This window comes from Pseudomonas sp. Choline-02u-1 (assembly GCF_002836515.1).
Classification (GTDB): domain Bacteria; phylum Pseudomonadota; class Gammaproteobacteria; order Pseudomonadales; family Pseudomonadaceae; genus Aquipseudomonas.
This window is the reverse complement of sequence record NZ_PJBC01000060.1, coordinates 96,959-117,267: the sequence shown is the minus strand read 5'-3', so window position 1 is coordinate 117,267 and position 20,309 is coordinate 96,959. Positions and strand designations below refer to the sequence as shown.

General features: G+C 61.4%; 17 protein-coding genes. 12 read left to right on the top strand and 5 right to left on the bottom strand.

The window, feature by feature from the left end; all coding sequences use genetic code 11:
• Positions 1–47: 47 nt before the first annotated feature.
• Genes CXF97_RS16865 through CXF97_RS16820 form a run of 10 tightly spaced genes read left to right on the top strand, consistent with a single transcriptional unit; the run spans position 48 to position 12,006 of the window.
• A complete protein-coding gene (locus CXF97_RS16865) occupies positions 48–1,439 on the top strand; it encodes an undecaprenyl-phosphate glucose phosphotransferase (RefSeq protein ID WP_101159464.1) in 1,392 nt (463 codons plus the stop codon).
• Between the two features lie 46 nt (positions 1,440–1,485).
• Entirely contained in the window at positions 1,486–2,844 is a 1,359-nt protein-coding gene (locus CXF97_RS16860) for a UDP-glucose/GDP-mannose dehydrogenase family protein (RefSeq protein WP_101159463.1), read from the top strand.
• A complete protein-coding gene (locus CXF97_RS16855) occupies positions 2,841–3,548 on the top strand; it encodes a WecB/TagA/CpsF family glycosyltransferase (protein WP_101159462.1) in 708 nt (235 codons plus the stop codon). The genes CXF97_RS16860 and CXF97_RS16855 overlap by 4 nt, the downstream gene beginning before the upstream one ends.
• 11 nt (positions 3,549–3,559) lie before the next feature.
• Entirely contained in the window at positions 3,560–4,639 is a 1,080-nt protein-coding gene (locus CXF97_RS16850; protein WP_101159461.1) for a glycosyltransferase, read from the top strand.
• Positions 4,636–5,742: a glycosyltransferase gene (locus CXF97_RS16845; RefSeq protein ID WP_101159460.1), complete on the top strand. Its 1,107-nt coding sequence runs from the start codon at positions 4,636–4,638 to the stop codon at positions 5,740–5,742. The genes CXF97_RS16850 and CXF97_RS16845 overlap by 4 nt, the downstream gene beginning before the upstream one ends.
• Position 5,743: 1 nt before the next feature.
• The gene (locus tag CXF97_RS16840; protein WP_101159459.1) at positions 5,744–7,051 is read left to right on the top strand and encodes an O-antigen ligase; all 1,308 of its coding nucleotides are present in this window, start codon (positions 5,744–5,746) and stop codon (positions 7,049–7,051) included.
• Complete coding sequence (locus CXF97_RS16835) at positions 7,045–7,974, top strand: glycosyltransferase family 2 protein (protein ID WP_101159458.1); 930 nt, start codon at positions 7,045–7,047, stop codon at positions 7,972–7,974. The genes CXF97_RS16840 and CXF97_RS16835 overlap by 7 nt, the downstream gene beginning before the upstream one ends.
• Positions 7,975–7,991: 17 nt before the next feature.
• Complete coding sequence (locus tag CXF97_RS16830; protein WP_101159457.1) at positions 7,992–9,410, top strand: oligosaccharide flippase family protein; 1,419 nt, start codon at positions 7,992–7,994, stop codon at positions 9,408–9,410.
• Positions 9,411–9,441: 31 nt separating this feature from the next.
• Positions 9,442–10,497, top strand: coding sequence for a UDP-glucose 4-epimerase GalE (gene galE / locus CXF97_RS16825; protein WP_101159456.1), 1,056 nt, complete (start codon positions 9,442–9,444; stop codon positions 10,495–10,497).
• 30 nt (positions 10,498–10,527) lie between these two features.
• Positions 10,528–12,006 (top strand): family 16 glycosylhydrolase, encoded by a 1,479-nt coding sequence (locus CXF97_RS16820; protein ID WP_101159455.1) that lies wholly within the window; start codon positions 10,528–10,530, stop codon positions 12,004–12,006.
• Positions 12,007–12,014: 8 nt separating this feature from the next.
• Here the strand turns inward: CXF97_RS16820 and CXF97_RS16815 are convergent, their stop codons facing one another.
• The 4 genes from CXF97_RS16815 to CXF97_RS16800 are packed head-to-tail and all read right to left on the bottom strand — an operon-like array spanning position 12,015 to position 17,297.
• A complete protein-coding gene (locus CXF97_RS16815) occupies positions 12,015–13,775 on the bottom strand; it encodes an ABC transporter ATP-binding protein (protein WP_101159454.1) in 1,761 nt (586 codons plus the stop codon).
• Positions 13,772–14,971: a beta-glucosidase gene (locus CXF97_RS16810; protein ID WP_101159453.1), complete on the bottom strand. Its 1,200-nt coding sequence runs from the start codon at positions 14,969–14,971 to the stop codon at positions 13,772–13,774. The genes CXF97_RS16815 and CXF97_RS16810 overlap by 4 nt, the downstream gene beginning before the upstream one ends.
• The gene (glf, locus tag CXF97_RS16805; protein ID WP_101159452.1) at positions 14,968–16,140 is read right to left on the bottom strand and encodes a UDP-galactopyranose mutase; all 1,173 of its coding nucleotides are present in this window, start codon (positions 16,138–16,140) and stop codon (positions 14,968–14,970) included. Before glf ends, CXF97_RS16810 begins: the two co-directional genes overlap by 4 nt.
• Positions 16,128–17,297, bottom strand: coding sequence for a glycosyltransferase family 1 protein (locus CXF97_RS16800; RefSeq protein WP_101159451.1), 1,170 nt, complete (start codon positions 17,295–17,297; stop codon positions 16,128–16,130). The genes glf and CXF97_RS16800 overlap by 13 nt, the downstream gene beginning before the upstream one ends.
• Before the next feature lie 326 nt (positions 17,298–17,623).
• On the opposite strand from CXF97_RS16800, the gene galE (CXF97_RS16795) reads away from it, so the two are divergent.
• Complete coding sequence (gene galE, locus CXF97_RS16795) at positions 17,624–18,649, top strand: UDP-glucose 4-epimerase GalE (protein WP_101159450.1); 1,026 nt, start codon at positions 17,624–17,626, stop codon at positions 18,647–18,649.
• Positions 18,650–18,662: 13 nt separating this feature from the next.
• On the opposite strand, the gene CXF97_RS16790 is transcribed toward galE (CXF97_RS16795), so the two are convergent.
• A complete protein-coding gene (locus CXF97_RS16790) occupies positions 18,663–18,977 on the bottom strand; it encodes a hypothetical protein (RefSeq protein ID WP_101159449.1) in 315 nt (104 codons plus the stop codon).
• A gap of 401 nt (positions 18,978–19,378) precedes the next feature.
• Here CXF97_RS16790 and cyoA point away from each other — a divergent pair, with 401 nt between their 5' ends.
• Positions 19,379–20,308, top strand: coding sequence for a ubiquinol oxidase subunit II (gene cyoA, locus CXF97_RS16785; protein ID WP_039760286.1), 930 nt, complete (start codon positions 19,379–19,381; stop codon positions 20,306–20,308).
• Position 20,309 lies beyond the last annotated feature (1 nt).

Here is a 20,309-nt window from a genome sequence, read left to right as displayed (position 1 = left end):
CGGCAACAGCAAATCCCTCCCTGTTGGACGAATCGGAGATCGCGCCGATGACCTCGCAATATTCCGCGCAAATGGCACACCGTCGCGGCCTCACCTTCTGGGTGCAATGGCTGTGCGCAATGACTCTGGTCAACCTGTTGCTGATCGTGCTGGTGCACTGGCGCATCGGCGAACTGCCCAGTGAGTACCGCTTGCTGATCATCCTCACGGTGCTCGGTTCGATGCCGGTCTACGGCCTGGTGCAGGTCTACCACAAGCGCCATGGCCTGCTGGTCGGGCTCGGGCGTTTGCTTGCCGGCTGGCTGATTCTGCTCGGGCTGCTGATGAGCATCGCTTTCGTCACCCAGACCAGCGCTTTGTTCTCGCGGCAGGTGGTGATTGTCTGGGCCGTGGTCGGTTTTCTCGCTCAGGCGGCGACGTTTGTGCCGCTGCATCTGTTCGTGCGCCTCTACACCAGAATGATCAGCAACGAGCGCCGCGCGGTGATCATCGGCACCTGCCCGACCGCCCATGAGCTGGCGCGCAAACTCCTCGATCCGGATCGCGCGCTGCTGCTCGGTTTCGTCGCGGCGAAAGCCGACAGCGGCCCCGCGCCGAGCATCCTGCCGCTGCTCGGCGAGGTCGAGGACATCCGCGAAATCATCACGCGCCTGCAGGCGCGGCGCGTGTACATCGTGCTGCCAATGGCGGAGGCGGCGACCATCGAAGCGCTGTACATCAACCTGCTCGACATGAACGTCGACGTGGTGTGGATTCCGGATCTGGGCAGCATGGTCCTGCTTAATCACTCGATCTCCGAGATCGAACGGATGCCGGCGATCTACCTCAACGAAAGCCTGCTCACCTCGCACCCCGGCAGTCTGTTCTGCAAAGACCTGTTCGAACGCAGCGTGGCCGCCGTGGCGCTGATTCTGCTCAGCCCGCTGCTGCTCGGCGTGGCCATCGCGGTCAAGCTGACGTCGCCGGGGCCAGTGCTGTTCAAGCAAAGCCGCCATGGCTGCGACGGCGAAGTGATTCGCGTGTGGAAATTCCGTTCGATGCGCGTGCACGACGATCAGCAAGTGCGCCAGGCCACCCGCGACGACGATCGCGTCACCCCGCTGGGACGCTTTCTGCGACGCAGCTCGATCGATGAGCTGCCGCAACTGTTCAACGTGCTGTTCGGCCACATGGCGCTCGTCGGCCCGCGCCCCCACGCGGTCACCCACAACATCTATTACACCGGCAAGGTGCGCGCCTACATGGCGCGGCATCGGCTCAAGCCTGGCATCACCGGTCTGGCGCAGATCACCGGGCATCGCGGCGAAACCGAGACCGTGGAAAAGATGCAGCGCCGGGTCGCCCAGGACCTCAATTACATCAATCAATGGTCGCTGTGGCTGGACATCAAAATCCTCCTGAAGACGCCCTTCACCCTGTTCTCGAAAAACATCTACTGACAGCGGCCAGCGCTCTGGCCCACCCCGCCACGCATGAGGTTTTCCCATGAATGTGAGTGTATTCGGTATCGGTTATGTCGGACTGGTCCAGGGCGCCGCGCTGGCCGAGGTCGGCCACAACGTGCTGTGTGTGGATGTCGACGCGGCCAAGGTGCAGGCCTTGAATGACGGCAGCCTGCCCATCTACGAGCCGGGCCTGAAAAGCCTGGTGCGGGAAAATCATCAGAGCGGACGCTTGCAATTCGGCAGTGATCTGGCCGCTGCGGTAACGCACGGCGACGTGTTGCTGATCGCCGTCGGCACCCCGCCGGACGAGGACGGCTCGGCGGATCTCAAACATGTGCTGAGCGTCGCGCGAACGATCGGCGAGCATCTGCGCGGCGAGCAGATCATCGTCGACAAATCCACGGTGCCGGTGGGCACGGCGGACCGTGTGCGCGATTGCATCAATGTCATCCTCGCCGAAAGCGGCCGTGGCGAACTGACCTTCGATGTGGTCTCCAACCCGGAATTTCTCAAGGAAGGCTGCGCGGTCGATGACTGCATGCGACCCGACCGAATCATCATCGGCACCGAAAGCCCGCGGGCCGAAGCGCTGATGCGCGAGTTGTACGAACCGTTCAATCGCAACCGCGAAAAAATCATCGTGATGGATGTGCGCAGCGCCGAGCTGACCAAGTACGCGGCCAACTGCATGCTGGCGACCAAGATCAGTTTCATGAACGAAATGGCCGGGCTCGCCGAAAAGCTCGGCGCCGACATCGAAATGGTCCGCCACGGCATTGGCTCGGATCCGCGTATCGGCTACCAGTTCATCTACCCCGGCATCGGTTATGGCGGTTCGTGTTTTCCCAAGGATGTGCGTGCGCTGATTCATGCTGCCCAAGGCGTCGACATCGATGCGCGCCTGCTGCGCGCGGTGGAGTCGCGCAACAACGAACAGAAAAGCACGCTGTTCCATAAAATCGCCGAACACTTCAACGGCGCCCTGGAGGGCAAAACCTTTGCGCTGTGGGGCCTGAGTTTCAAGCCCAACACCGACGACATGCGCGAAGCACCCAGCCGCGTCTTGATGGAGGCGTTATGGCGCGCTGGCGCCAGCGTGCAGGCGTTCGACCCGAAAGCCATGGAACAGGCCCAGCAGCTTTACGGCCCGCGCGACGACCTGACCCTGGCCGGCACCAAAGAGGCGGCGCTGAAAAATGCCGACGCGCTGGTGATCGTCACCGAGTGGCAATCGTTTCGTGCGCCGGACTTCGAGTTGCTTGCTCGCCAGTTGAAAAACCCGCTGATCTTCGACGGCCGCAACCTGTTCGATCCGCAACGTCTCAGCGCACGCGGCTTTACCTACATCAGCGTCGGTCGGCCGACATGCGCCGCGCAAGTACAGGATCTTGCATCATGATCCGCCTGGAATTGCTCGACCGTTATTCGCCGGCCCTGCTGGAATCGAACCGGGCGTTCTCCTTTCTCAACTTTGCCTCGATTGGCAGTTTCATTCGCCAGCCGCCGCCGTCGCTGGCGTATTTCTGCGACGGCATGCTGATGTCCGGGTTCATGTCGCGCATCACCGGGCGCGCGGTGCAGCGGGTCAGTTTCGATTTCACCTCGATTGCCGACCCGGTGTTGCGCGAGTCCGAGCAGCGCGGCAAACGCGTCTACGTGGTCGGTGCGCGGCAGGCCGAGCTTGATCGTTTCGTTGACAAGCTCGGCACGCAGTACCCGCGCCTGCAATTGGTCGGCGCACACAACGGTTACTTCGACGCCGAACAAGGTGCGGCAATTCAAGCTGACATCCTCCGACAGCGCACCAACCTGCTGCTGGTCGGCCTCGGCGCCGGTCTGCAAGAGCGCTTTGTCCTCGATGCGCTGCGCGGCGGTTTCAGCGGCGTGGCGTTCACCTGCGGTGGCTTCATTCGTCAGGAAGCCAATGCCAGCGAGCGTTACTACCCCGACGCCATCAATCGCCTGCACCTGCGCGCCTTCTACCGCATGTATCGCGAGCCGCACACGATCAAACGCTACCTGCTCGACTACCCGAGCAATGCCCTGCGCCTGACCGAAATGATTCTGCGCCAGCAAGTGGCGATCAATGTCACTGCCCCATGAGGATTGTGTCGATGCATATTCTGTTCACGCTCAAGGATTACCAGACTGGCGGCGGCGTCGAGTGCGTGCAGCAACGCCTTGCCGAGCAGTTTCTGGCGGACGGTCGACGGGTGAGTTTTTACGTCATGAACGGCGACTCGCCCGACGTCGACGGCGCGCCGAGCGTGGCAGGTGGCGGCAGCGGACTCGCTGGCTGGTTGAAGTCGATCGTGCTGCTGCGCCGATTAATTCGCCGCGAAGGCGTGACGCACCTGATCGGCGCCAAGGAACAAGCCAATCTGTGCACCTGGTTCGCCACCCTGGGCAGTGACTGCAAAGTCATTTACAGTCGCCACGCTGCGCTGGATTGCGCCGAGCAAAACACCGGGCGTGCCAGCTTGCGCCTGTTGTACGCGCTGTATTTGTGCGGCAGCGGCAAGGTGGTCGCGGTGTCCCACGGTTTGCGCCAGTCGCTGGCCGGGTTGATGCCGTGGGGCCAGCCGCGCATCCGTTATTGCCCGAACGCGGTGATCACCGAGCAATTGCTGCACGCGGCACAAGCGCCGCTGCCCGGTGGCGTGCCCCATCATTACTGGCTGGGAATTGGCCGACTGGTGCACACCAAGGGCTTTGATTTGCTGCTCGAAGCCTATGCCGTGGCGGCGCAACAACGCACGTTGCCCTATCTGGTGATTGCCGGCGACGGGCCGTTGCGCGCTGAGCTTGAAGCACAGGCGCAACGGCTGGGCATCGAACGTCTGGTGCATTTCACCGGGCATCTGCGCAATCCATACCCGCTGATTCGCCATGCGCAGCTGTTGGTGCTCAGCTCACTTCACGAAGGCTTGCCGACGGTGCTGGTCGAGGCGCTGGCGCTGGGCACGGCGGTGATCTCCACCGATTGCGGCAGCGGGCCGCGCGAGTTGCTCGACGGCGGACGCCTCGGGCGCCTGGTCAGCGTCGATGATGTTCCGGCCCTGGCCGAGGCGCTGCTCGACAGTCTGGCCAGCCGCGAGCCCGCGACAGCGGCCCGACGCTCGGTCAGCGAAGCGATCCAGCCGTATACCAGCCAATACGCCGCGCAGGCTTATTACCAGGTGTGGAACCGATGAAAAAGCTGCTGATCATCCTCCAGGATCTCGGCGCCGGCGGCGCGGAGAAAATGATGGTGCGCCTCGCTGGTGCCTTGGTCGAGGCCGGCAATGAAGTGACGCTGCTGATGCTCACCGGTGCCGGCATCAATCAACCGGCGCTCGATCCTCGGGTCAGGCAAGTATTGCTCGATAGCCCACGCAGTGCCGCCGCCGTGCCCGCTTTGATGCGCTTTTTGCGCAGCAACCGCTACGACGCGCAACTGGCGGTGCTCACTCATGTCAACGTCGTGGCGATTGCCGCCGCCGCGCTGTCCGGGACGCTGGCGCGGCTGCATGTCAGCGAGCGCAATGCCTTCTCGCGGGACAAGCACGTCAACCCGGCGCTCTCGGTCAAGCTCGCCTATTGGCTGGCGCCGTGGCTGTATCGGCTGATTCCCAACCCGGTGATCTGCGTGTCACAGGGCGTCGCCGAAGACCTGGTCGACACCACTATCGCCCGCCCGCGCGATGTGACCACCGCCGACAACCCGGTACTCGACAACGATTTTCGCGACAAACCTGCCGCCGCCCCCAGCCATCCCTGGCTGCGGGAAAAAACCACTCCGGTGATCGTTGCCGTGGGTCGGCTGGCCCAGCAGAAAGGCTTCGACACGTTGATCGACGCCTTCGCCCGCCTGGCGCAACGCGATGCACGTCTGATCATCTTCGGCGAAGGCGCCTTGCGCGGCGAACTGCTTGCCCAGGCGACAGCGCTCGGCGTCGCAGAGCGTTGCGATCTGCCGGGGTACGCCAGTGACCCCATCGCCGAAATCGCTCGAGCCGATTGCTTTGTTTTGTCGTCACGCTTCGAGGGCAGCCCCAACGCCCTGGTCGAAGCCCTGTCGACCGGCACGCCGGTAGTGGCGACACGCTGCCCGTATGGCCCGCAGGAAATCCTCGCCGATGGCGCCGTCGCGCCCTTGGTCGAGGTTGACGACCCGGCGGCGCTGGCCGCTGCGATCAGCGAACAAATGGCCAGGCCGCGAGCGCTGCACCGACAACGGCGCATCGACGCCGCCGCACGCTTTGTCAGCGCTCGCGCGGTGCAGACCTACCTCAAGGCGTTACTCGGGAGGCGCTGAGATGAACCGTCTGCAAGTGCGTTATTCGACGCTCGCCGACGCCTTCACCTTGTTCGGTGTGCTGTTCTATACCCAAGTGATCGGCTTCTTTCTGCGCCTGGGCAATGTGAGCACGCTGGACGATGCGCAGCAGGATCTCGAGGGCAATCTGGCCAATCAGGTCTGTGGCTTGCTGACGCTGCTGGTGCCGCTGTTTTTCTTCATTCGCCACAAGGTGTTCCTCAGCAAGAGCTTCTACCGGCAGAACCTGTTTTTGCTGTTGTTTCTGGGCTGCGTGGCGGCGTCGATCAGTTGGTCGAGCGAGCCGATGCTCAGCTTCAAGCGTTTCGTTGCGCTGCTCAGCGTGGTGTTCTTTGCCGGTTTCATTGCCTGGCGCTACAGCCTGGAACGCATCGCTTTTCTGTTCGGCTGCGTGATCGGTGCGGCGGCGTTGGTCGGGTTGATCTTTGCCCTGATCCGCCCGGACATCGCCTTTATTTCCGGCGGCATTCGCGACGGCGCCTTTCGCGGGGTGTTCGCGGAAAAGAATGCTGGCGCGCGCCTGAACGCCATCGCGATTCTGTTGCTGCTGCCGATGATCCGCCAGCGCAACCCGCTGGCCATGCTGTATGGGCTGTTCGCGCTGATTGCCATTGGCCTCGCGCAGTCAGCCACGGCGATTGCCCTGATCGTCGCCGGCACTGCCAGCTACGCGTACTTCATTGCGCTGATCCGCTTGCGCATCAACCGCTCACTGCTCGCGTTCATGGCGGCGACGCTGGTGTTCTTCCTCCTGTGTGGGGTGCTTTACGCCAACTACGCGATGTTGCTGGAGCTGGTTGGCCGCGACCCGTCGCTGACCGACCGCACGCTGATCTGGGAGCTGTTGCAGCCCCTGATCGATGCGCAATTTCTCAAGGGCTATGGCTTCGGCGCGTTCTGGGCCAGTGCCGATGCCGACGCGTTCATCACGCGCTGGGGCTACATCGGCAACGCACACAGCGGCTACGTTGAGACCCTGCTCAACGGTGGCTTGATACAGTTGATCGCCTTGCTGCTGATGTTTGCCCAGACACTGGCAAAGCGTTATCGGGCAATCACGGCGGATCAATCGGCGCGCTATCAGGCGTGTGCTCTGGTGATCATCGGCCTGTTCGTCGTTACCAATTACGTTGCCTATGTAATTCCCAACTACCGCTCGGGCGAGTTCCTGATTTTCTGCGTGCTCAGCCTGACCTTCCGCCATCACCTCGTCACCCGTACCCAGCCGCTGCCAGCCGCCAGCGCGCGGCCGATGCGCAGCACTTTCCGGGAGCAACGCCCATGCTGAATGATCCCTCGGCCGTCACCGTGTGCGTGGTGATTCCGCTGTACAACGCCGCCGCCAGCATCCAGCGCACACTGGATTCGGTGTGCGCACAAACCCGCCAGCCGGACAAAGTCATCATCGTCGATGACGGCTCCAGCGATGCCGGGCCAGAGATCGTCAGGCAATACGCCGCGCCCTTCCCCATCGTCCTGTTGCAACAGCCCAATCAAGGCCCGGCCAGTGCGCGCAATCGCGGTGTGTTCAGTGCCAAGGAAACCTTTATCGCCTTCCTCGATGCCGATGACCGCTGGCATCCGGAAAAACTGCACAGGCAATTGGCGCTGCACGCTGAACTGACGCAGCAGGGACGCAAGGTCGGTTTGATCGATTGCTTTCAAATGAGTGAATTCAGCGACGGCAAACGGCAACTGGAGGATCGCTGCAAACACGGTGATCACTTTGCCGACTTCATGCGCGAAAACATCATCAACGGCACCTCCGGCGTGCTCGCGCTGCGCGAGATCATCGTTGCCATTGGCGGCTTCGATCAGAGCCTGCGCTTCGCCGAGGATCGCCTGTTGTGGACGCGCATCGGGGAAATCAGCGAGATCCACAGCGTGCCGCAGATCCTGCACTGGCGCGCCGTCAACGCCGCCAATATCACCGCGCAACCGCACAAGTACTACCCGCACAAACTGCGCTTCATCCAGCTGTACCTGGCGCGTTATGGCACCCGATTGAACAAGCAGCAGCGGATCTATTTCGTCCTCGCCAACCACGCGGAGTTTCTCAATGCCTTTTCCCGGCGCGGCGATCATCGCCGGGTCATCGAGGTGTTCCGGCAGATGCTCGGGCATTCGTGGCAGACGCTGTTTTTCTTTCAGGGCAAACCGACCCTGCGCTACCTCTACGCCTGCTTCAAAAGCCTGGGCAACAGCCGCTGACTCTCGGGGATCGCACCATGGCCAACCGTCGCCTGACGACACTCGCCTGGATTTTCACCGAGAAATTCGGCCTGATCTTTCTGTCGATGATCACCTTTGTCGTCTACGCACATTTGCTGACGCCAACGGAGCTGGGCATCGGCACGCTGATCATCGCTGTGGTCGAAGTGGTTGGCATTCTGTTCTCGTCGATGCTGGAAGACCCGCTGGTGCGTCTGCAGCGGGTGGAAGACAAACACATCAGCAGCGTGTTCTGGTTTGCCGTGCTGGTCAGTCTGTTGTCGATTGCGTTGATTTCGCTGGCGGTCGTGCTTTACACGCCGTCGCCCGCGCTACGCTGGATGACCGTTGTGGCCTCGGTGAAAATCCTCTTCACCCTGATGGCGCGGGTGTATGTGGCGCAGATGCGCCGCAGCGGCAATTTCAAGCTGCTGGCCTCGCGCACCTTGCTCGGCAAAGTTGCTGGCGGAGTGGGCGGTGTGGCCGTGGCACTGATGGGTTTCGGCCCGTGGGCGGTGGTCGCTCAGGCGCTGATCATGGACGGCATTTCCACGCTGGTACTGATGCGCAGCGAGCGTCGGCGCATTCCCTTGTTGATCGACCGCCAAGTGCTGGGCGAACTGCTGCGCGCCGGCCTGCCGGTCTGTGTCAACGTCATGAGCTCGCAAACCCTGCAACGCGGCGTCAACCTGCTTCTCGGCCTCACTGCCGGGGCGCAGGCGGTGGGCATGTTCAACCTGGCCATGCGCATCATCGACCTGCCGCGCTCGGCGATCTACAACGGTTTGATGAGTTACGCGCTGCCAGTGTTTGCCCGGCGCAGTGCCGAACCGGCGCGACTGATCGGTGTGATTGGTGATTCAACGGCGATCAGCGGCTTCGTGCTGACACCGCTTTTTTTCGGCATCGCCCTGACCGCCGAAGACATTATTCTGCTGATCTTCGGCGCCAAATGGGCCGATGCGATTCCGTTGCTGCAAGTGCTCGCGTGCACGGCAGCGCTGGGCAATCTGGCGCTGTACGCCACCACCGCGCTGGTGGCGGTCAACCGCACACACCTGACGCTCAAGGCCGAAGTCGCCACTACCCTGCTCGCGCTGGCGCTGGTCTACCTGCTCGGCGAGACCTATGGCGGCATGGCGGCGGCGCTGGCTTTGCTGCTGCGCATGCTGCTGATCACGCCGCTGCAGGTGCGCGGCCTGCACGCCGCCATCGGTTATGACTGGCGCAGCTTCTTCCAGTCCGGTTACCGCAGCCTGTTCGCTTCACTGGTGATGGCCGTCATGGTGATGTGGCTGTCGCGGCAAACCGGCCTGTCCGGCTACGCGCACCTGGCCGGCGACATCGCTATCGGCACGCTGACCTACGCCTTGGCCTACAGCCTGCTGCACCCGCGCTGGCCGCAAGAATTCAAGCTGGTGTTCACCGCCCGCTAAGCCGGATTTTCCCGCAATGGAGCACGTCGTCATGCGCAAAACCACGTTGGTCACGGGCGGTGCCGGCTACATCGGTTCGCACACGGCATTGCAACTGATCGAGTCCGGACACTCGGTTCTGATCCTCGACAATCTGTGCAACAGCAGCCGCGAGTCGATCGCACGGCTTGAGCTGTTGAGTCATTCGCACGTCGATTTCATCGAGGGCGATATTCGCGACGCCGCGCTGCTGGAAGAGATTTTCAGCACTTACGCGATCGACGCGGTGCTGCATTTCGCCGGGCTCAAAGCTGTGGCACAGAGCGTGCGCCGGCCGATGGATTACTACGCCAACAATGTCGTGGGCACACTGAACCTGTGTCAGGCGATGGCCCGCGCCCACGTGTTCAATCTGGTGTTCAGCTCATCGGCGACTGTCTACGGCGAGCCGGCCGCGATGCCCATCGTCGAGGAGCACGGCACCGGCATACCGGCAAATCCGTACGGGCGCTCGAAGCTGATGATCGAGCAATTGCTCGGCGACCTCGCCCTCGCCGATTCACGCTGGAACATCGCTGTGCTGCGCTATTTCAATCCAATTGGCGCGCATGAGAGCGGGCTGATCGGCGAAGCGCCCAATGGTCGACCGAACAATCTGCTGCCGTGCCTGAGCGAGGTTGCCAGCGGCCAGCGCGCTGCGTTAACCGTGTATGGCAATGACTATCCGACCGTCGACGGTACCTGTATTCGCGATTACATCCATGTGCTGGATCTGGCCGAAGGTCATCTCAAGGCGCTGCAGGTTTTGCAGGGCGATGAGCATGGCCTGCATGTGTGGAATCTCGGCACCGGCAGCGGCTACAGCGTGTTGCAGATCATCAGCGCCTTCGAAGACGTCACCGGTCTGCGCATTCCCTACCGTTTCGCCCCGCGCCGTGCCGGTGATGTCGCCGAGTGCCGCGCCGATGCGAGCAAGGCCGGGCGCGAGCTGGGCTGGCGGGCACAGCGTGAGTTGACGCAAATGCTCATCGACAGCTGGCGCTGGCAAACCAACAACCCGTGGGGCTACCGCCCGCAACCGACGCCGTTGCTGGCGGTGGGCACGTAATAACGGCGCAAACCAAGTTAGGGACGACTCATGAACAGATCACGATGCTTGCTGTTTGTTTTGCTGCTGCTGAGCGCCGGCGTCAGCGCCAATATTCCACAGCCTGTGGCTGACGGACTGGTGCTGTGGCTGGACGGCAATGACCCGGCCGCAATGACCCTCGAAGGGCAAAATCAGGTCGTACGCTGGCTGGATAAATCCGGCAAAGGCAATGACGTCGTCGTCGACAACCGTGCGGCAACGACGTTGCCGACGCGCGTCGACAACGCCCTCAACGGCCACGGCGTGGTGCGTTTCAGCGGCACGGCGGCGTTCATGGGCCAGGCCATTCGCACAAGCAAAGGCCCGGTGACAGTGTTTGTGGTCTCGCGGCGCTTGCCCGAGCAGGCCGGTGGCAAGGCATGGCAGCGCCTGTTCAGCTCGCGACCGCAACTGGCGGATAACGATAACGTCGCGCCGAATTTCGGCATCAGCGTGCAGCAGACCACGGCCTACGAACCGGCCCTGGCGGTGTTGGAAACCAGTGACGTGCCGATCGGCCCGTTCGCCGTGGCGCGCAACGTCGTCGGCACCTCGGAGATCCTGCGTGGCGACATTGCCGAAGTACTGGTTTACGACCGCCCATTCAGCAACCAGGACGAACGCCGCAACGTGTTCGAGTATCTGGCGCAAAAGTGGGCGGTCGCCCTACCGCAACAGGCCGATGCCTGGACTCGCGTCGGCCCGTTGGGCCCGACACCGACGCACGTTACGCCCGACCTGCCGTTATCGGACCAGGCCAATGCCGGCGGTTGGAAACGCGATACGCGGCTGTCCGACGAATTCAACGGCAGCGCGCTCGATGCCGAACGCTGGCACGTCAACAACGCCACCGGCACCGACTCCCTCGGGCGCAAACCGGCGCTGTTTTTGCCGGAGAACGCCAAGGTCGGCAACGGCAATCTGAACATCACTTTCCGCAAACAGACCCTCCCGGAAAAATATGTCGCCCTGGGCTACAAGGACTACAGCTCGGCGATGGTGCGCACCCATGAACGGGGCATGTACGGCTATTACGAAGCACGCGCGAAACCGATGAACTCTGCCGGTTCCAGCGCGTTCTGGCTGGCGTGGACGGGGCTGCCGGACAACGCCACGGAAATCGATATCTTCGAAATCGGCGGCAAAACCCTTAACGAAGCGTTTGATCGCCGCTACAACATGAATGCGCATGTCTGGGCCAGACCACAGAACGATCAACATCTCAGTTCCGGCAGTACCTGGATTGCGCCGTGGCGGCTGGCCAACACCTTTCATGTTTACGGTTTCGACTGGCAACCCGAGACCTTGCGCTGGTATGTCGACGGCGTACTCGTTAGGGAAGCGAAGAACAGCTACTGGCATTTTCCGATGCAGATCGTCTTCGACAGTGAAGCGATGTGGGACTGGTTCGGCGTGGTCGACGACGCGGACCTGCCGTCGGTCTTTCGCATCGATTACGTCAGGGTCTGGACCCGCTCAACGCAATAGGGCTGCACTCAGCGGTTATGCACCATCGCCTGCATCTGCCACAGCGTGCGAAACCGTCCCTGGCTCTCGCGCAGTTCTTCGGGAGTGCCGTCCTGCACGATCTCGCCGTCCTCCAACACCAGCACGCGGTCGAAGTTGGCGATGGTCGAGAGGCGGTGGGCGACGGCGAGCACCGTGCGGCCGCGCATCAAGTTGCTCAGTGCGCGCTGGATGATCGCTTCGGAATCGGAATCCAGGGCGGAGGTGGCCTCATCAAGAATCAGGATCGGTGCGTCCTTCAAAAACGCCCGCGCCAGCCCCAGGCGCTGGCGTTGCCCGCCGGACAACGTTACGCCGCGCTCCCCTACCGGCGTGTGATAACCCTGCGGTAGCGCCTGAATGAATTCATCGCAAAACGCCTGGCGGGCAGCCTCGATGATCTGCTGCTCGGTAGCGTGCGGTTGGCCGTAGCCGATGTTTTCCAGAATGCTGCGGTTGAACAGCGCCGGCTCTTGCGGCACCACGGCGATCTGCCGGCGCAGGCTGTCCTGGCTGACCGAGCGGATGTCACGGTCGTCGATCAGAATCACCCCGCTGCGCACGTCATCCAGACGTTGCAGCAAGCCGAGCAAGGTCGATTTGCCCGCGCCCGAGGTACCGGCAATCCCGATACTTTGCCCAGCCGGGATATCCAGAAAAAAATGCTCGAAGACGTTGCGCCCGTCCGGATAGGCGTAACTGACGTCGAGCATTTTTATGTGCCCGCGCGTTGGTGCCAATTCTTCTGCGGTGTCGCTGAGCTCGTGGGGCTGGGCGACGATGCCCAGCGTTTCGCTAATGACGCCCATTTGCTGGCTGGTTTCGACCAGCGCCAGCGCCAGTTCGCGCGAACCATGCAGGATGCGGAACGTCAGCGCGCTGACCATCACCACATCCCCTGCGGTCACTTGCCCCGTGCGCCAGAGCACAATCGCCCAGCCGAGCATGCCGCCGGCCATGAGGGTCAGGCAGATGTCGTGCAGCACCCGGGCCTTTTCCATGTAGATCCAGCTACGGCGGTGCGATTGCGCCTCGATGCCGATCTCGCGCTCCAGGCGCAGCCGCTCGCGTTCACGCCCGGAGAAAGCCTTGATCGTCCACACGTTGGAGACCAGGTCGACAATTTCGCCACCGACCCGGGCTGACTGCGAAGCGAACGCGATGTGCCGGCTGCGGCCGCGCACGCCAAAGAGGGTAATCAGCGCGGCGACCACGATGACGCAGCCGATCAAGGCCAGTGCCATTGCCGGATGGACCGCGACCATCACCACTACAGCGCCAATAAAATCCACGCACGGCGGCACGATGCGCCACGTCAGCCCGCCGTAGACCTTGTCGGCAGCGGCGCCGATCGCCGAGACGCGGTTGGCCAGCGAGCCGGAGAAATGCCGCCGGAAATAACGCATAGGGTGGCCAGTCAGATGATGAAACAGGTCGACACGCAGATCGGCACAACTGCCGACGATGGTGTAACAGCCCACCCAGCCGCCCAGACGCCAGAGCACGTTCTCCAGAATGATCAGTGCCATGAACAGGCCGAACGCGCGCCAGACCTGATCCGCTGCTGATTCGCCAGCCATGGCATCGACCAGCAGTTTCATGCCGTACTGCACCACCACCGCGCAACACGCCGCGCCAATCACCAGCGCCACCATTGCCATGAAATGCGCCGGGCGCACTCTGACGTAGCGCCACAAAAACGCGCTGGATGCGGCCGGCAACGGTTCGTCACGCAAGTGCTGGAAGTTCATGTTGGTCGCCCCTCCAATCGCCCGTCATTGAGCCTGCGCAACCGTGCGTTGATCCGCTCCGGGACTCGCGCAAGCTCGACATGCAACGGATGAAACGCCGCGCGCGCGCCCTCGCCATCCGCGTAGCCAAACACGCCGGTCGGGCAATAACGGCCGTCGTCCCAACCGGGATAATCGAGAAACGGATACCAGCAGATGCCTTGCACCGGCACACCGCGCTCCAGCGCACTCCCCACCTGATCAACAACGTAGCTCAGCCACGGCAGGCGTTCGTCATCCTCGGCGCCGGTCTCGGCAAGCAGCACCGGCCGCTGGTACCGCTGGTGCAATTCCTTGAGCATCCCGGCCAGCGGACGATAGTCCGCTTCGCCGCGAACAATGCGCCGCCCCTGGAAATACCATTGGTTATGCGGGTAGAAGTTCGCACCGATGATATCCAGGTAGCGTTCCTGCCCGCCCAGCCCCGGCCATTGGCGACCGGTGAGCAAATCCCACGCCTGGAACTGCGACAGCCGATACGCTTCGGCCGCTTCGACTTCATCGCTGCGCCGGGATCCGGCGATCACATGGATCAGCGGGTCGCACTGGACGAAGCGTGCATTCGGCGCCTGCCCGCGAATCGCTTCGATCGCAGCAATGCTGGCTCGCACCAGTTGATGCTTGAGTTCCTGTGCACGCCCGCGCGCGTTCGGGTTGAAGTAAGCGACATCGCCCCCCGCCCAACTCCAGAACGAAATCTCGTTGATCGGCGAGTAGAACGGCACGCTCACGCCCTCGTCGGTCATCAGCTTCGCAACGGCTCCAGCGAAACGGGCGAAGCGCTCGACGAACGACGGGCGCCAAATGTCCAGATCATCCGGATAACCGTAGTGGCACAAGTCCCAGACCACTTGCACCTGCCGCGCTTGCGCGGCTTTGAGCATGGGCACAAAGCTGCTCCAGTCATACCGCCCGGGGCTGCGTTCGATCAAGTGCCAGCGCAAGCCGTCTCGGGCGCAACGAATGTTCAAGGCGCCCAGGCGCTGGTAATCCTCTTCCACCCAACGCGCATGCCCGGTGTCTGCCAACAGGTCGAGACGCCGACCGTCCTGGCGGCGCTGACTGGAACACTCAAAACCGGCCATCACGAAGCTGCTGAACATCGAAGGTGCGCCTGCGCCGGGCTCGGGTTCGTCGCGTTTGGGCTGCACGCTCATGAGATATCGATCTCGGTTGCGGCAGTGACTGGTGCGTTCGCCGCTTGAATATCCCGATACAAGGCCAGCGCCTGCCCCACCACCTGATCCATGTTGTAGTACTTGTAGGTGCCCAGTCGTCCGAGAAACGTCACGTTCGGTGTCTGCTCAGCGAGCGCTCGGTAGCGTTTGTACAGCTCAGCGTTTTCCGCGCGGGGCACTGGATAATACGGATCGCCGTCATCACAGGGATATTCGTAGGTGATGCTGGTGCACGGGTGTGTCTGGCCGGTCAGATGTTTGTATTCGGTGATGCGCGTGTACGGCACGTCGGGATGCGGATAATTGACCACTGCCACGGGTTGATAATGTTCCTGCTCGAGGGTCCGATGCTCGAAGCGCAGCGACCGGTACGGCAAGCGGCCCAACTGGAAATCGAAGTACTCGTCGATCGGGCCGCAGTAGATCAAATGCGCGTACTTCACCCCTTCACGCACCGCCGTGAAATCGGTGCCCAGCAGCAAATCGATGTTCGGATGATCAAGCATGCGTTCGAACATTTTCGTGTAGCCATCGGTGGGCATGATCTGAAAGGTGTCACCGAAATAGCGGTCGTCTTCGCTGGTTCGCGTGGGGATGCGCGAGGTCACCGATTTGTCCAGCGCCGACGGATCCAGGCCCCACTGCTTGCGCGTATAGCCACGGAAGAACTTCTCATAAAGTTCGCGACCGATCTGGTTCACTACAACGTCCTCGGACGTGCGAATGGTCGCCACCGGTTCGGCGCGTTCGGCGAGAAATACCTCGGCTTCCTCAGAGGACATCGACAGACCATAAAGCGAATTAAGCGTCGTCAGATTGATCGGGATCGGCACCAGCTTGCCGTCCACCTGCGCCAGGACGCGGTGCTCATAGGGCCGCCACTTGGTAAAGCGCGACAGGTAATCGACGATCCGCTGCGCGTTGGTGTGAAAGATATGCGGGCCGTATCGGTGCACCAGCACCCCGGCCTCATCGTAATGGTCGTAGGCATTGCCAGCGATGTGTGGACGCCGATCAATCAGCAACACACGGCGACCCAACCCTTCAGCCAGACGCTCGGCGATAACGCTGCCGGCAAACCCGGCACCGACGATCAGGTAGTCGTAGGACTGGGCGGACTTTGCGCTCTCCAGGCTTATCGTAGGCATTCGATCTGCTCCTGCATGAAGCGGCTGGTGTTGTCCCACGACATACCGGCGATGGCGGCATCGGCGCGCTGCACAAATTCAATCGTACTTTTGAGCGGCAAGGCTTTTTCGATGGCTTCGACGAAAGCCTCGACGGTGTCGGCAATAAACACTGCGCCACTCTCGCCGTAGCCGCTGATGACATCGTGAATCGGCGTCGACACCACCGGGCAGCCGCCGGCGAGATATTCCGGGGTCTTGGTGGGGCTGATGTATCGCGTGGATGCGTTGAGAGCGAACGGCATCAGCGCCACGTCCCAGCCAGCGAGGTAGTCCGGCAGCTCGGCATATTGCTTGCCGCCCAGATAATGAATGTTCGGCCGTTGCGGCAGCGTCTGCGGATCTATTTTCACCACTGGCCCGATCAGTACGATTTGCCAGTCGGGACGCATCGTCGCCACTCGCTCGATCAACTGGAGATCAAAGCGTTCATCAATCACGCCAAAGAAACCCAGACGTGGCCGCGCTACGGATGCCTGGTCTGGCGGCTCCGGCAATGCCTGCCGCGCCGCCGCGAAATGCGCAATGTCTACGCTGCTGGGCACCGGATAAGCATTGCCGTGCTGGCGCTGCTTGACCTCCCACAAACTGACGCCGCCGGTAAACACCACGTCGGCTCGGGCCAGCAGTTGCTTTTCCATATCAATCAATCGCGCCGGTGCGCCCATGAAAGCCGAGAGTTCATCCATGCAGTCATAAATCGTGACGCGAGGGTCGAGGTGCTCGGTAAACAGCAGACTCATCGGCGTGAAATACCAAAGCAGCAGATCACCCTGCACGCGGCCCGCGAGGTGTTCGTCGAGCAGTTTTTTTTGCGCCTGCTCAATCGCTTCGCCGCTCATGCCGCCAGGCAAATGCGGTACAGCGACTTCTATCCCGGTTGCCGGATTCGAGAGTTCAAGCCGGGGGGTCGTGTCTTGGGAAAATACCGGTTCTTCGAAAAACACTACGTCGTAGTTTTTTGCCAGTCGCGACATGACGTGCTGCGGCCGCTGATAGACAAACCCCCAACGCAAGTGCGAAAGGCACACCAGCGTCGGCCGCACCTGTAGCGATGCTTCAACAGCTTTTTGCACACTCGCCAGTGCGAGGACCTCGGGTTGTTCTGCAAGGTTCATAGCCAGTTCCTCATCAAGAAAAACAAGACGACACAGTGCCGAGCCACCGGACCGTCACACTTGTCGACACAGCAAGTGCATGGCATGTCTCGATGAGGCCGTAGGGCTCTTGATTGTTGGAATCGCGGCGTTCACACAGCGTTCATACGAACGTTGGTCGCAGCCGATGAACTGCACATACCGGTTGGCAAAGCAGGTTGAACTCGCCGGCCATTCCATCCCCTACCGTCCAGGACAACCATGGTTTTGGCCGCCACACAGGCGCACCGAAACCATCCACATCGCCATCGCCATCGGCCGATGGCAGCACTGGTGAGGGCGGACGCATGATCTTGATTACGGGTGGTGCGGGATACATTGGTGCGCATGTCGCACTGCAATGGCTGGGCAACGGTGAGGATGTAGTGATCCTCGATAACTTGTGCAACAGCCAGCGCGCGGCGATCGAGCGCATCAGCACGCTGGCCGGAAAACGACCGGAGTTCATTCAGGGCGATGTGCGCAATCGACGACTGCTCGACAATCTCCTGCATGACTATCCGATCGATGCCGTGGTGCACTGCGCGGGTTTGAAAGCCGTTGGCGAAAGCGTCCGTGAACCACTGCGTTATTTCGATACCAACGTCGGCGGCAGCCTGACGCTGTGCCAGGCCATGGCCCAGGCCGGTGTATTCCATCTGGTGTTCAGCTCGTCGGCCACGGTCTACGGCGATTGTGCCACTCTGCCTATCAATGAAGCCTGCGCCACCGGCCAGCCGACCAATCCTTACGGGATGTCGAAACTGATGTCGGAAAACATCATGAAGAGCGTGGCCAGTTCCGACCCGCGCTGGTCGATTGGCCTGCTGCGCTATTTCAACCCGATCGGCGCGCATCCTTCCGGCCTGCTCGGTGAGGCCCCCACCAGCACGCCGAACAATCTGTTGCCCTACTTGCTGGAAGTCGCCAGTGGCCAGCGCGCGCAGCTGTCAGTATTCGGTAATGATTACCCGACCCCGGATGGCACCGGCATTCGTGATTACCTGCACGTCGTTGACCTGGCGCTGGGGCATGTCTGTGCGCTCGACGCGCTGCGCGATCGCCACGGCGTGAGCGTCTGGAACCTCGGCACCGGGCGCGGCTATTCGGTGCTGGAGGTGATCAGCGCCTTTGAACAGATCACCGGTATCAAGATCCCGATGAGTATTGAAGCGCGGCGGCCCGGCGATATCGCGCGTTGCTGGGCAGACCCGCAAAAAGCGATCGAAGAACTGGGGTGGCAGGCGAGCCGCTCACTGCACAGCATGCTCGCCGATGCCTGGCGCTGGCAGTGCAACCAGCGCGGAAATGTCAATGTTCGCCAAGCCAATTGAACGTTGCGCGCGGTCACTCATTCTCGTGGCCGTGCGCGTCGGCACAGGACAATCGCCCGGACTCGCCGCCGGCGATTCGCTCTGCCTGGTCGATACCGCGCTTGAGCGCGTCTTCGACTTCCCATTCCACGCCCGGCAATTTCCTGATGCGCTCATAGGCGCACTCGCCAGTCGCGGTGTACACGCTGATAAACATTTCTACGTCGCCATCATCGGCCTCCCGCGCCCGAACTTCGATATGGCAACCATTTTCAACTTCTTCGGTATGGCACTTCTCTGCCTTTTCCGTCGCTTTCCATTTGTTGTAGGTTTCGCCGCGTATAAACATGTCGTACTCCTGAAGTCACTCCGCTTTCTTCAATGACCCACCCTCTGGCTGGATGATTCCCGCTTTTGCCGAGAGGCATTTGCAGCATAGCCCGCAAGTTGCGCTTCGCCGTTTCGCTAGTTCAACCGTTCGTCAGCTTGCGAAACATTTTGTCAAACCAATGCCAGAGCGCTTATTCAAAAAGTTCGAGACCCAGACGAGTTCATCTCAACTCATCTCCGACAAAGGGTGGCAGAGCGGCCGCGCAAACACTGTTTTGCAGCCGACAGGAACACTATTGCCTGGAGAAATATCTCGGCAACTTCGCTTCGCTTGAACAAGCGCAACGGTATTTGCCTTTCAACATGGCGCGTCGCAGTCCCGGCGTAAAAAAAGGATCGCTCTGATAAACAGGAGCCTGTATGAAGCGAACAATCAGCTATTGCCTGGTCTACCTCGCTACCAGCGTTCTGCTCGCCGGTTGCAACCTGGTGGTGTTCAACCCCAAGGGCGATGTCGCCCGCGATGAACGCGACCTGATCATCCTCGCCACGGGCCTGATGCTGCTGGTGGTCATTCCGGTCATCGTCATGACTTTCCTGTTCGCCTATCGCTACCGGGCGACCAACAAGAAGGCCCGTTATTCGCCGCGTTGGGCCAGTTCGCACAAGATCGAAGCGGTGGTCTGGGGCGTGCCGTTCCTGATCATTTGCGTGCTCGGCTGGGTCACCTGGGAAACCACCCATGCACTCGATCCGTACCGACCGCTGGATTCCGATGTGCCGCACCTCAATGTGCAAGTGGTGGCAACCGACTGGAAATGGCTGTTCATTTACCCCGATCTGGGCATTGCCTCGGTCAATGAACTGGCGATACCGGTGAATACGCCGGTAAGTTTCACCGTCACTTCTGACGCTGCCATGACTTCATTCTTTATTCCTGCACTCGGTGGGCAGATATATGCCATGGCCGGCATGCAGACCAAGTTGCACTTGATCGCCAATGAAATCGGCCAGTATCGCGGGATCGCCGCGAACTATAACGGCCACGGTTTCTCCGACATGCACTTCAGCACCCTGGCACTCAGCGGTGCGGATTACGAAGCCTGGGTCAATAAAGTCAAAGCGGCGCCCGGCCAACTTGATCAGGCCAGTTACGCCGAGTTGGCCAAGCCCTCTGTCGCGCACAAGATTACTTATTACTCGGCTGTGCAGGAGCGACTGTTTCTCGACATCGTCGACAAGTATGAAGGGATGAACAAGGCACCACGCAAGAAGCAAACCCAAGTGCAACGCAACAGCGACGATGTGCGCGTCAATCAACAACCGAGTCTGCTGGCCGAGGAGCGTTAAA